Below are 12,498 nucleotides of genomic sequence, written 5' to 3'. Positions count from 1 at the left end.
TGCCTCGGCGGGAGGAATCCGCATGTCTGTGCCATGACGATGGTGCGGTCTTCATCAACCTACGTAGGAGTTTTGTTTATGGCTGATACTTCGTACAGTCCCGATCTGTTTCGCCCACATTATGGCGGGGTGGAATCCGACAATGATATTCACATCGAGGCTTATGACCGGGATGTCCAGACCCGTTTAGAGTCCAAATCCGTATTTCTGGCCGAGGGGCTGTCTACATACAGGCCGCTGAAAGGCAGCAACCAATACCGCATTGATCGCCTGAGTGGTGATCTTGAGGTGAAGGGCAGAACCGCAGGGCAATCGCTGGAGCCTACCGCCGTTAAGTCGGACAAGTTGGTTATCTCTGTGGATACGCTGAGCTATATCCGCATCCCGATTGACTATCAGGATGACTGGACAGCACCCACTTTTCGCTCAGATCTGAGCCGCAATATGGGTACTGCTCACGCTAAATTCTACGACGAAGCGCACACCATCCAGCTACTTAAAGCGACTGATTTCGTACCGCCGCCGACACTGCAACCAACGTTTAACCCGCTTACGGGTAATGTTGTCTCGCTCGACCTGACCACGGGGAGCGAAGAGGATGCAGCTAACGAACTGGTTCACGCTATCAAAGCTGCTCTTAATCGATTCCTGACTGAGAAAGATATTCCGGTGGCGGAGCTGGTACTGCTTATAGACCCGGCTTGGTTCAGCATCCTGATGGAACATAAGAAGCTGATGAACGTCCGTTACAGCCGGGATAGCAGCAACGATTACGCATGGCGTCGCGTTGGCTATGTTGCTGGGGTGCGAGTCATAGAGCTGAACAGTTACCCGCAGGAAGCCATTACCGGGCATGAACTGGGCGCTGATTATGACGTTACCGCAGAGGAAGCGATGACGAGGGCGACGCTGTTCCGGCCTGCGTCTGTACTTGTGACAGTCGAAGCGCAGAGCGTTATCAATCGCCAGTGGGATGATGAGCGCGAAATGACGCTGGTGATGGACTCATATCGCCTGTTCAATGTTGGACTGCGCCGCCCTGACTGCGTTATCAATTTCCGACAAGCTGTGTAACTGGAGGGGCTGAGTCATGGTTAATGATGCTTACGCCCCTGAGCTGCTGCGCTCTTTATTTCGATACGATGCGGAGACTGGCCGCCTGTTCCATGCAGTAGACCGAATTGGAATCAACAAGCGGATTTATGCTGAGGCCGGGGAACTGGCTGACACCGCAACGGACAGCGCCGGGTATCGGCGCGTGTCTGTCCGCATCGATGGCAGGACGCACTCGATTTATGCGCATCGCGTGGCCTTCATCATTGCTAATGGTGGTATCCCTGACGGTCTGCAAATCGATCACATTAACGCTGTACGTGCCGATAATCGACCGGGCAACCTCCGCGCCGTTACACCGCAGGAGAATCAGCACAACTACCGCAATGCGAAGGGATATAGCCGTCATTCTTGTTCTGGTAAATGGGAGGCTTACATTCGCGTTGGCGGTGTGCGCCATCACCTCGGCTTGTTCACCACTGAGGCAGCAGCACGAGCCGCCTATCTCCGAGCCAAACGGCACTATCACCCATCAACGCCAGCCGATTTGTTGCAGGCTGCCTAATCCCCGGAGGTTCCATTAATGACTGATGAAAAGCCGATTAGAGCGCTGGCAGATGATGACCCACGCCGCCAGCGGTACGCTGAACTGTTGGCGCAGGCTGGCCGCATGACTATTCCCCGGTTGCATCCGGGCGATGCTAACAGTGTGATGAGTCAGCTTGCAACGATGCTTGGCGCACCTGTCCCGATAGTCGGTGCTATGACTGAGCACGCCGCTGCATGGCGTGCCTGTCTGCTGGAGCAAGGGCTTGGCGATCTGCTGGGTGGCTTGAGTAAGCAGGTGCTGACAATCTTCTTTCTGTTCTGCTGGAGAGACAGCGCCTTGCGATTGGCGGGTAAGCAAAAGGAAAGGCTAACAGCGGCCAGCGAGGGTTTGACCATTGAGCAATACCGGGCAATGCGCCCGGCATACAGAGAGGATAAATAAGATGATAACCACGATTAAGTTGAGGTGGCGGTACATCGAGTCGCCGCCAATGACTGGCGCACTCGCTGACCTGAAACAGTGGGTAATGGATACCGGAGAGCCTGAGCTTGAAGCTGAATTTCGTAAGCTGCTGGGGCTAATGCGCCGCAACGGTATCAGTGACGAACGCGTTAATGCGATGGCTGATGAGCTTTATGCTTTGGTACGCCAACGCCAGCGCGAAGAATACGAAGCCTGCAAGCGGGTTGCCTCTGACAATGGAGACTTTGAATCATGGTTACACGGACAGACCAGCTACTAAGAAAAGCTATGCGGGGCTATCTGGAACACCTTGGCAATATGCCGCTGGCGGAACGGATTACAAACGCTGCTGCATTCGAAGATGTTTATCGCTTTCTGTTGAATGGTTCCGGGCGGCTGGAGTTGCGCCGCGCTGATGTGGCCGCTGTCCGTGTCTTTCTGTGGAATTATCAGTACCGACGCTGTGCCATGACCGGGAAGCCGTTGCGGTTAGAATCTGCTGTGCTCGACCATTGCCACCGTACCGGGCGTGTGCGGGCTGTGACGCACCGCGCCGCGAATTCGGCGGAGGGTGGGTATCGTGTCGGGCGCATGGTGAGGCTGCCGAAAGCGGCGGCGGATGCTCTGATTCGTGCGTACCGCCGCCAGTACACGGGGCTGAATGTTACATACCCGGCGTAATGGCCTCAATTTCTGAATAGCTGACCAGCTCCACGTAATTCGATAGCTCTTTCATTTCCGCCCCTTGGCTGTATGTCTTGAATGCCTCCGTCTTTGCTTTCTTCTCAGTGTGTCCGGTAATCGCTCCTATGCGCTGTTCTGGTACGCCTGCCCGGTCTAAGCAGGTGATGAAGTGACCGCGCAAGGAGTGAAAGCACTGGCGATCTGTTGCCGCTGGCAGCACGCGACGGCGTAGCCGCGTGAATGCTTGCGAGTACCACGGCCCACGTTTGCCATCTGCGCGTTTTATCTTGTTTGACTGGGGCAGCAGGTACTCCCCTTTATTCTGCTCAAGGTATTTATCCACGATACCAAATAACAATGAGTGAATCGGGACGTACCTGATGCCCGCTTTCGTTTTGGATTTGCTGACGTAGAAACAGCGTACCCCTTCAACTGTGACAATCTCGTCTCGTTTGATGCTGGCGATCTCGTCAAGACGCATACCGGAATACAGCCCGATTATGATTACGTCCCGCAGTTCGCTACCTGCCTCTTTTGTTAACGCTTGTAGCTGTTGAGGCTCAAAAGGTTGATAGCTTTCGTTTGACTGGCGGGCTTCCAGATTGTGGCCGTGAAACGGATTATCGGGAGTGATGTTGTCGTATTTACGCCGGGCGAAGTCGTACAGTGTCCCCAAGCAGGTTAGCCAGTTTTGCAGCGTCTGTCGGGAAAACTTATCTTGATTCACTTCCAGAAAGTCAGAGACAAGCCGCCGCCCGATTCCGTTTATAGTAATGGTTGGCCGCTTGATTGATTTAGTGAATGCCGATACAGCGCGAACGGATTTACTCAATGTGGAATAAGAGCGCCGATCTTTGTATTGCTCGATGTACTCTTTGCTTACATCTACCAATTTTGGTGATGGAGGTTTTCCCCGTTCTGCTGGAGTAGCTGCTGGCGTGGTAATGCTGCTGGATACCCCCGCCAACAAGTGAAGGTCTGAGATAGCGGAATGAATCCGGGTAATGGGGTTGTCCGGTTTCATCATGAGCTGTAGCTTGCGGAACTCCAGTAAGTATTGATCACGGAAAATGCGAGCTTGCATGATGTCCCGTGTGCCTGTCGATTTCTTGAGCGAGCGCCGCCCGTTCCAGAGGTGGCGCATGTAGACCGGGATAAAGATTTGAAAGATGAATATCCCATCTTTGTTTGCATAAAGATAAGAAGTCTTCTTGATTGGCATGGTAATTACCTTGTAATCTACCGCTACCAACTACCGGGATAAGTACCGCGATTACTTATTTTGGTTCACAATTCATAGGGTTAGCAAAGAGGGTTCGATTCCCTTCGCCCGCTCCAAAGTCACTTCCCTTGATGTTTCCCTCTGGTCTGCCTCATTCCCACCTTCTACAATTAATTTTCTTAATGAAATCAATGCGTTGACTTCCTCTGTTGATGCTGTGGGAGAGTTCTCATCGATCATACATTGGTCGCCCAACGGTGAGTCACAACTGAGTAAACTTGTTGATCCAGGGGCTGCTATTTTCGCCCGACCACAGATGTAATATCAGCTGGCGGAATTTTTCCGCCGCAGGACTAAGGGTTGTTTCACTGCGTTTTACAAGGCCAAGCGTACGGCGTATGACGGGTTCTATCAGTGGACGACTAACAAGGACGTGATGTTCATCGGCCGGCATCGCCAGACTGGGAACGACAGACACACCAAGACCCGCTTCCACCATCCCAAGTGACGTTGAAAGATGACGCACTTCATAAAACCAGTTAGGTTTCCAGGCCATTTTCTCGAAAGCCTGATCGATCAGCGATCGGTTTCCGCTGGAGCGTCTTACCCCAATCAGCTTCATTCCGGCCAGATCGTCCCATGTTACCAGCGATTTATTCGCCAGCTCATTGTCGCGTCGGCATGCCAGAACGAAGGGTTCGTTCACCAGCGGCGCAAAATCGATATTTGGATGTGTGACGTTTATCATATTTATACCGAAATCTGCATCGCCATTTAAAACTGCTTCCAGGCAATCGCTGGCGCTGTGCTCCAGTATGCGGATTCGGATGTTTGGGTAGTCATTGTTGTAATCTCGTATCACTGAAGGCAGAAAATAGAACGCGGCAGTAGGGATACAGGAAACCGTAATAACACCAGCTTGATGTGTCGCCATCTCTTTAATACTGAGGATGGAACTTTCATAAAAATCTATTAAATTCTTAGCTTTAGGTAAAAATTCTCTTCCTACTGCCGTGAGCTTAACGCTGCGCGTAGAACGTTCAAACAGCGTGGTTCCCAGGCTATCTTCCAGTTTCTGAATTCTGCGTGTTAAAGCAGGTTGTGAAATGTGAAAAAATTGAGATGCTTTTGTAAAGCAGCCGATTTCTGCAATTTTTACAAACGCTTGTATCCCCTGAAGTTCATGCGGCATAGCTGTATCCCATTCTCGCTTTTATATAACCACCATAACGCACGGGCTATTAATGTGCAAAACGTATTAATCCTGCTTTTTTTGGCATTAGAGTTATCAACCGGAGTGTGAAAACCTTATAGCGTTCCAGACAAAAGCGAAGTGAGATAAACACATGTTAAAGATCCCTTGCGTATTAATGCGTGGCGGTACGTCAAAAGGGCCGGTGATTCTGGCCAGCGACCTGCCTGTGGAAACAGAAGCGCGCGACGCAGTTTTACTCAGTTTGATGGGGGCAGGCCATGAACTCGAAATTGACGGTATTGGCGGTGGAAGCCCGCAAACCAGTAAGGTGGCGATAGTCAGCACTTCAGAAAGCCCTGACGCGGATGTGGATTACCTGTTCGCGCAGGTGATGGTGAACGAACGTCGCGTCGATACCACACCTAACTGCGGCAACATGCTCTGTGCGGTTGGTCCCTTTGCCATTGAAAAGGGGCTGGTGAAGGCGCAAAGCCCGGTAACGACGGTGCGGATCCGCAATCTCAATACCGGAACGCTGGTCGATGCAGAAGTGCAAACGCCTGATTATCGGGTGGTGTATGAAGGCGATACCCAAATTGATGGTGTCCCGGGGACCGCCGCACCCATTGGCTTAACTTTCCTGAACTCTGCGGGTTCTAAAACGGGGAAATTGTTGCCGACGGACAGTGCGACAAACGTCTTCGACGGTATTGAAGTCACCTGTATAGATATGGCGATGCCGATGGTATTGATTGACGCTTCAGCGCTGGGGAAAACAGGAGTGGAATCTCCTGCCGAATTAGATGGCGATAAGACATTTAAAGAAAAGCTGGAGAGTCTGCGTCGTCAGGCTGGTGCAGCTATGGGCTTAGGGGATGTAGCAAACAAGGTGATCCCGAAACCGGTTCTTCTCAGCCCGGCGCGTAACGGCGGAACGATTCAGGTACGGTATTTCATGCCGCACACATGCCATAAATCACTGGCGATTACCGGATCGATTGGTATTTCGACCGCAACGCTGATTGAAGGATCCGTCGCGGCAAAAATTGTCGCCGATCGTCCAAAGGGGCTCTTCACAAATATCATCGATATTGAACACCCAAGTGGAAAAATATCTGTGTCCTTGTTGAAGGAAGGTAACAATATCGAAAAAACCCGTGCCGCTGTCATACGTACTTCACGCAAGTTATTTGAGGGTGCCGTATGTGTACCGGAAAAAATGCTCACTGAAGTTGAGTAAATAAAATCTAAATAAAATCTAAATAAAAAACATCTGCCTTAAAAAATTACACTCTGTACCCTAACAATAATACCGAGGTTATTATGGCGTTAACTCATGCTAACAATACCCTGAAAGCTTCAGATTCTGTAAAAGCCGGTGCGCATATTCGCGTGATTCTGGCCCTGGCATTATCCGGGCTTGCAGAGCTTGCTTCTCTGTTTTTTATTCAGCCACTGCTTCCGACACTTGCTGTGGAATATAATGTTCCTGTCAGCCAGGTGAGTATTATCTTATCAGCAGAAACGGCCTTGCTGGCGATTGGATTGCTGTTTACCGGGACGTTATCCGATCATTATGGCAGAAAACGGTTAATTATTGTTTCCCTCCTGTTAGGCGGTATTCTTACGCTGCTCTGCCCGCTGATGGAATCCTGGGCGATGCTGGTGGCGCTACGTGCGGTAATTGGTCTGGCGCTGAGCGGCATCGCTGCGGCAGCCACCGCCTACATCAGTGAAGAAGTCGCCCCGGTGGCGGCAGGTATTGTAACGGGATATTTTGTCTTCGGTAATTCGATGGGCGGCATGTCCGGTCGTATTGTTGCCAGCCAACTTATTGATCACGTTTCAATAAATGCCATCTTTTACGGTTTTGCGACCAGCTTGATTGTGGTTGCCATTCTGGTTAAGTTTTTACTGCCTGAATCTAAAAACTTCACCCCAACGCAAAACCTTAACGTTACGCGTATGGTGAAAGGGGCTGCATCGCATTTCAAAAACAAAAATCTGGCGCTGGCTTTTGTCATCAGCTTCATTATTTTCGGCGCATTTACCTCGCTTTATAACTATCTGGCCTTCTTCCTGAAAGGGGAGCCGTTCCATATTTCACCGGCAAATGCAGGTCTGCTCTCCTTTAGCTTCGCCCTGAGTTTCTTTACGGCTCCGCAGGCTGGTCGTTTAAGTGCGAAATATGGCGCGATGAAAGTATTGCGCGTGCTATTCCTGATCATGGCCTTAGGCATGCTGCTGACGCTGACGTCGAATGTCATCGCCTTTATTGCTGGCGCGGTGATTTTTACCGGCTGTTTCTTCGGCTGTCACTCTATTGGTTTGAGCTGGGTAAGTAAAAATGCAACGCATGCAAGAGGCCAGGCCGTTGCACTCTATTTATTCTTCTACTACATGGGCGGTTCGGTGATTGGTTTTATCAACGGTTTTGTTTTCCATTCACTGGGCTGGGTGGGGATGACCGGGTTGATTCTGGTATTGCTTGGCGTTGGCGTTGTCGTGGCTACGTATCTGGCAGCCGGTACAAAATCGGTACTGGTGCCCGCCCAGTCCGCAGAATAAAAAGTTTGGCAATTTGTTTACGCCTCAGGGCGTAAACAAAAATAGGCATGTATATCAATCGGGTGTCATCATGAAATTAGCAAGTTATATTCATCAGGGCCGTAAAAGCTACGGGATTTATACAGAGTTCGGCGTTATAGATTTGGGTAATAAAATCGGCCATCAATATGCGACGTTGAAAGACCTTCTTCAATGGGATGCCGTTGACGTCGCAAGGCAATACAACGATTGCCCTGTGGATATTACGCTTGAAGATATTACCTTTTTGCCCGTTATCGAAGAGCCAGGAAAAATTTTCTGCGTTGGGATGAATTACGCTGAAAAAAGAAAAGAGTTTGCCGAGACGAATAATGCCCCGACGCTGTTTATCCGTTTTCCTGATTCGCAAACAGGTCATGCCCAACCTGTGCTTAAACCTGAGTTGTCGAGAGAATTCGATTATGAGGGCGAGCTGGCCGTCATCATTGGTAAACCGGGCACCCGAATTGATGTAAATAACGCGCTCGATCATGTCGCGGGATACAGTTGCTATATGGATGGCTCCGTTCGTGACTGGCAGCACGCGTGGTTTACCGCCGGTAAAAACTGGAAGCAAACCGGCGCTTTCGGCCCCTATATGACTACAGCGGATGAGATACCCGATCCTCATGCGTTGACCATCCATACCTGGCTGAATGGCATGCTGGTTCAGAACGACTCCACTGGTAGCATGATCCACAAAGTTGCAGATCTTATCGCCTATATCAGCACATTCACCTCCCTCAGCGCCGGTGACGTCATTATTACAGGTTCGCCTGGCGGCGTCGGTAAAAAACGCAATCCTCCGTTATTTATGCATGATGGCGATCGGGTTGAAGTTGAAATCGAAAATATTGGTCGTCTGATTAATACCATTGTGGAAGCCCAACCGCAGCAAGAAGCGTTGCTTGTTTAGACGGTCAGGAGAGAGACGATGTACACCGCCAGAACGCCAGAATTTGAGATTATAAAAGCCGGTAACGCTCAGGCCAGAGAGGAAGTTGCCCGCTTCCTGGCACGCAACGGTTTAGGCATTGATGACGATATCTCGCAATTTATTGTTGCACTCTACCAGCGTCAGATTATTGCCTGCACCGGTATTGCGGGTAACACCTTAAAATGCATTGCAGTGGATTCCGGGTGGCGCGGCTCGTCGTTAATCCTGACGTTAATTCATGAGGCCGAACTTCTGGCGGCACAAAACGGCGAACATCAGCTCTTTCTTTTTACCTGTCCGGATAATGTGAAGTCGTTTCGCGGATGCGGATTCTATCCGCTTGTCACTGTGAATAATTGTGCGGCATTAATGGAGAATACGCCGGTCGGTATTCATCGTTACTGCAGTCAGTTGCGTAATCATCATTTCGTGCCGGGGAAAAATATAGGCGCGATCGTGATGAACGCGAATCCATTCACGCTGGGCCATCAATATCTTATCGAGCATGCGGCAAGCCAGTGCGACTGGCTCCATGTTTTCGTGGTTCAGGAAGATGTCTCCGCTTTTTCGTTTAAAGAACGTTTTGCGATGGTCAGGGACGGATCGCGGCATCTTAAAAATGTCACTGTTCATCCGGGGTCTGCATATATTATTTCGCGCGGGACATTCCCAGGCTATTTCCTGAAAGATAAGCAGGTGATAGATAAAGCCTACGCGGCAATTGATCTTATGCTGTTCAGAAATTACATCGCACCTGCGCTGAATATCACTCATCGTTTTGTGGGGACGGAACCATTCTGTCAGTTAACCGCAGAATATAACCGGGCGATGCATCACTGGCTGGAAAACGCAACGAGCACAGCGGCCTGTATCCACGTACACGAAATAGAAAGAAGAACGGACGGTAATGATGTGCCGGTCTCTGCGTCAGCCGTTCGTCGTTTATTAAAAGAAAACCAAATTGCTGCCGCCAGTCGTATGGTGCCTGCCACCACGCGCGCGTTTCTGAATAACGGGGGACAACATCAGCCTCGTTTATACGAGTCGCTGTCGGCAGCGGTTTAACCGCATTATCACAGGAAAACTGATATGAAAATTGTACAAGCCGCGATGGCGGGAACGCTGGAGTCCAGTGATCTTATGGTAAAGGTCAGCCCCGTCGAGAGCGGGCTGGATGTGGTCATCCACAGCGAAGTGTATAAGCAGTTCGGCGACAGAATTACCGAAGTGGTGAATGAAACCCTGGCTGCGTTCAACATCGAGCAAGGGCAGATCATTATTGATGATAAAGGCGCGCTGGATTGCGTGATCCGTGCTCGTTTACAGGCTGCTCTGCTCAGAGGCTCGGCTCGGGAAGATATTGCATGGGAAAAGTTATAATGAAAAAGTTACGCCGCAGTATGTTATTTATTCCCGGTTCAAGTGCCGCCATGCTTTCTACGGCATATATTTATAAACCGGACTCCATTATGTTTGATCTGGAAGATGCCGTAGCGCTAAAAGAAAAAGACAGCGCTCGCCTTCTGGTATTTCATGCCCTGCAAAACCCGATGTACAAAGATATTGAAACCGTTGTCAGAATTAATCCGCTGAATACACCTTTTGGATTAAAAGATCTGGAAGCCGCCGTCAGGGCGGGCGTTGATGTTATTCGTTTACCGAAAACCGACTCTCCGGAAGATATCCATCAGCTTGAACGCGAAATTGTTCGCATTGAAGAAAATTGCGGACGTCCTGTTGGCTCAACGAAATTAATGGCAGCGATCGAATCTGCCGTTGGCGTTATTAATGCCGTTGCCATTGCGAAATCGTCCGACCGTTTAATGGGGATTGCGCTGGCCGCCTTTGACTATGTGATGGATATGCAAACTGAGCGAGGCGACGGGACAGAACTGTTCTACGCCCGCTGTGCCGTATTACATGCCGCACGCGGGGCGGGTATTGACGCTTTCGATGTGGTGTACGCCGATGTGAATGATGAGGCCGGTTTCCTGAAGGAAGTGGATCTGATTCGACGGATGGGCTTCAACGGAAAATCGCTGATTAATCCGCGACAAATTGAAATTCTGCATAACGCTTACGCGCCAACCCAGGAAGAAGTGGATTACGCACAACGCGTGATTGCAGCTGCAGAGGAAGGGGAGCGCAACGGACTCGGGGTGATTTCGCTGAACGGCAAAATGATTGATGCGCCGATTATCAACCATGCCCGCGTGGTTATCGAACGCAAAAATGCTTCCGGCATTCGTCAGTAATTCCCCATTGCAAGCGACAGGATGAATAATGAAAAACCTAACAGAAACTCTGCATCACATTCCAGACTCCCGTCGTGAGTACGTCGCATTCAGCGGCGCGAACGCAACGACGCCTTATCTTGCTGATAATCAGCAAAAATACCAGCGCAAACTTTTTGCCAGCGTGGACGATGTTCTGGCCCGCTGCGATCTGCATGACGGTATGACAGTTTCCTTTCACCACGCCTTCCGCGAAGGGGATAAGGTCATCAATTACGTGATGGATAAGCTGGCTCAGCGCGGCCTGAAAGGGATCACGCTCGCGTCCAGCTCGTTAATGTCGTGCAATACTCCGCTTATTGAACACATTCGCAATGGCGTGATCGGCAAAATCTACACCTCCGGTATGCGTGGTGATCTGGCGGATGCAATTTCGCACGGCCTGATGGACGAGCCAGTACAAATCCATTCGCACGGCGGGCGGGTGAATTTGATTCAGAAGGGCGAAATTGCCATTGACGTCGCGTTTCTGGCGGTTTCCTGCTGCGATGAATATGGCAATGCCAGCGGCAACGGCGGCAAATCGCAGTGCGGCTCCCTCGGTTACGCCATGGTCGACGCAAAATATGCCAAAAAAGTGGTGTTGCTCACCGAAACCCTGAAGCCTTTCCCCAACTTGCCAGCCAGTATCGTTCAGGATCAGGTTGACTATATTGTGCAGATTGAGAGCGTCGGCGACCCGGCAAAAATCAGCGTAGGCGCCGCCAGGGTCACCAGTAATCCACGTGAGCTGATGATTGCCCGCTCTGCTGCCGACGTGATCGAACACTCAGGTTATTTCCGCAACGGTTTTTCCATCCAGACCGGTTCAGGTGCGGCGTCAACGGCGTGTACGCGTTTTATGGAAACCCGAATGCGCAAGCACAATATTGTTGCCCGGTTCGCACTGGGCGGAATCACCGGCAGCATTGTCGATCTGCATCAGAAAGGGTTAATTGAAAAGATCCTTGATACGCAAAGCTTTGACGGTGCGGCGGCAGCCTCCATGGCGGTCAACCCTGACCATGTGGAAATCTCCACTAACGTCTATGCGAACCCGGCTGCAAAAGCCGCCTGCTGTGACAGAGTGGATGTGGTCATCCTCAGCGCACTGGAAGTAGACACCCAGTTTAACGTCAATGTCCTGACCGGCTCCGACGGCGTAATGCGCGGCGCGTCTGGTGGACACTGCGACGTCGCAGCTGCGGCAAATCTCACTATTGTCGTTGCCCCGCTGATCCGCAGCCGCATTCCTACCGTCGTCAGACAAGTCACTACGCTGGTAACGCCGGGTGAAAGTATTGACGTTCTGGTTACCGATCACGGTATTGCCGTTAATCCGGCGCGCCCGGAAATCCGCGAACGTCTGATTAACGCCGGACTGCCCATCGTCGACATTGAAGCCTTGTATCAACAGGCACTGCTGATCTCGGGCAAGCCTAAGCCGGTTGAATTTACTGACCGAATTGTCGGTGTGGTGCGCTACCGCGACGGCAGTGTGATTGATGTGGTTCGCCAGGTGAAGGAGTAATTCCC

Annotated in this window: 14 protein-coding genes; 12 read left to right on the top strand and 2 right to left on the bottom strand. The window is 50.9% G+C overall.

The features are described from left to right. The first annotated feature begins 78 nt into the window (after window positions 1-78). From FDX11_RS08385 to FDX11_RS08365, 5 genes are read left to right on the top strand one after another with little or no spacing between them, the layout of a single operon-like run. Window positions 79-1,074: a capsid protein gene (locus tag FDX11_RS08385; RefSeq protein WP_137397748.1), complete on the top strand. Its 996-nt coding sequence runs from the start codon at window positions 79-81 to the stop codon at window positions 1,072-1,074. Window positions 1,075-1,090: 16 nt separating this feature from the next. After that, entirely contained in the window at window positions 1,091-1,618 is a 528-nt protein-coding gene (locus FDX11_RS08380) for an HNH endonuclease signature motif containing protein (protein WP_053266313.1), read from the top strand. 18 nt (window positions 1,619-1,636) lie between these two features. Continuing rightward, window positions 1,637-2,044 (top strand): hypothetical protein, encoded by a 408-nt coding sequence (locus FDX11_RS08375; protein WP_105536290.1) that lies wholly within the window; start codon window positions 1,637-1,639, stop codon window positions 2,042-2,044. Window position 2,045: 1 nt separating this feature from the next. Further along, window positions 2,046-2,345 (top strand): hypothetical protein, encoded by a 300-nt coding sequence (locus FDX11_RS08370; protein WP_080865652.1) that lies wholly within the window; start codon window positions 2,046-2,048, stop codon window positions 2,343-2,345. Continuing rightward, window positions 2,318-2,746: an endonuclease domain-containing protein gene (locus FDX11_RS08365; RefSeq protein ID WP_080865651.1), complete on the top strand. Its 429-nt coding sequence runs from the start codon at window positions 2,318-2,320 to the stop codon at window positions 2,744-2,746. Before FDX11_RS08370 ends, FDX11_RS08365 begins: the two co-directional genes overlap by 28 nt. Here the strand turns inward: FDX11_RS08365 and FDX11_RS08360 are convergent. Continuing rightward, a complete protein-coding gene (locus FDX11_RS08360) occupies window positions 2,730-3,971 on the bottom strand; it encodes a tyrosine-type recombinase/integrase (RefSeq protein WP_053266316.1) in 1,242 nt (413 codons plus the stop codon). The genes FDX11_RS08365 and FDX11_RS08360 overlap by 17 nt on opposite strands. Before the next feature lie 262 nt (window positions 3,972-4,233). Then, window positions 4,234-5,163, bottom strand: a complete 930-nt coding sequence (locus FDX11_RS08355; RefSeq protein WP_061382413.1) for a LysR family transcriptional regulator — start codon at window positions 5,161-5,163, stop codon at window positions 4,234-4,236. A gap of 154 nt (window positions 5,164-5,317) precedes the next feature. Here FDX11_RS08355 and FDX11_RS08350 point away from each other — a divergent pair, with 154 nt between their 5' ends. The 7 genes from FDX11_RS08350 to citF all read left to right on the top strand — a co-directional run bounded on the left by FDX11_RS08350 (window position 5,318) and on the right by citF (window position 12,493). After that, window positions 5,318-6,406, top strand: coding sequence for a 4-oxalomesaconate tautomerase (locus FDX11_RS08350; RefSeq protein ID WP_137349434.1), 1,089 nt, complete (start codon window positions 5,318-5,320; stop codon window positions 6,404-6,406). An 83-nt stretch (window positions 6,407-6,489) separates the two neighbouring features. Further along, a complete protein-coding gene (locus tag FDX11_RS08345; RefSeq protein ID WP_079226025.1) occupies window positions 6,490-7,734 on the top strand; it encodes an MFS transporter in 1,245 nt (414 codons plus the stop codon). A 70-nt stretch (window positions 7,735-7,804) separates the two neighbouring features. Continuing rightward, entirely contained in the window at window positions 7,805-8,668 is an 864-nt protein-coding gene (locus FDX11_RS08340) for a fumarylacetoacetate hydrolase family protein (RefSeq protein ID WP_137351610.1), read from the top strand. Window positions 8,669-8,686: 18 nt separating this feature from the next. Next, window positions 8,687-9,754 (top strand): [citrate (pro-3S)-lyase] ligase, encoded by a 1,068-nt coding sequence (citC, locus tag FDX11_RS08335; RefSeq protein WP_079226027.1) that lies wholly within the window; start codon window positions 8,687-8,689, stop codon window positions 9,752-9,754. 24 nt (window positions 9,755-9,778) lie between these two features. Continuing rightward, on the top strand, window positions 9,779-10,069 hold the full coding sequence (gene citD, locus FDX11_RS08330; RefSeq protein ID WP_079226028.1) for a citrate lyase acyl carrier protein: 291 nt from the start codon (window positions 9,779-9,781) through the stop codon (window positions 10,067-10,069). Continuing rightward, window positions 10,069-10,944, top strand: a complete 876-nt coding sequence (gene citE, locus FDX11_RS08325; RefSeq protein ID WP_038633430.1) for a citrate (pro-3S)-lyase subunit beta — start codon at window positions 10,069-10,071, stop codon at window positions 10,942-10,944. The genes citD and citE overlap by 1 nt, the downstream gene beginning before the upstream one ends. 28 nt (window positions 10,945-10,972) lie before the next feature. After that, window positions 10,973-12,493: a citrate lyase subunit alpha gene (gene citF / locus FDX11_RS08320; RefSeq protein WP_079226029.1), complete on the top strand. Its 1,521-nt coding sequence runs from the start codon at window positions 10,973-10,975 to the stop codon at window positions 12,491-12,493. The last annotated feature ends 5 nt before the right edge of the window (window positions 12,494-12,498 follow it).

Source organism: Citrobacter sp. wls714, from assembly GCF_005281025.1.
In the GTDB taxonomy this organism is placed as follows: Bacteria; Pseudomonadota; Gammaproteobacteria; order Enterobacterales; family Enterobacteriaceae; genus Citrobacter; species Citrobacter werkmanii.
The sequence above is the reverse complement of the archived record's forward strand: the minus strand, read 5'-3'. Positions and strand labels throughout refer to the sequence as shown.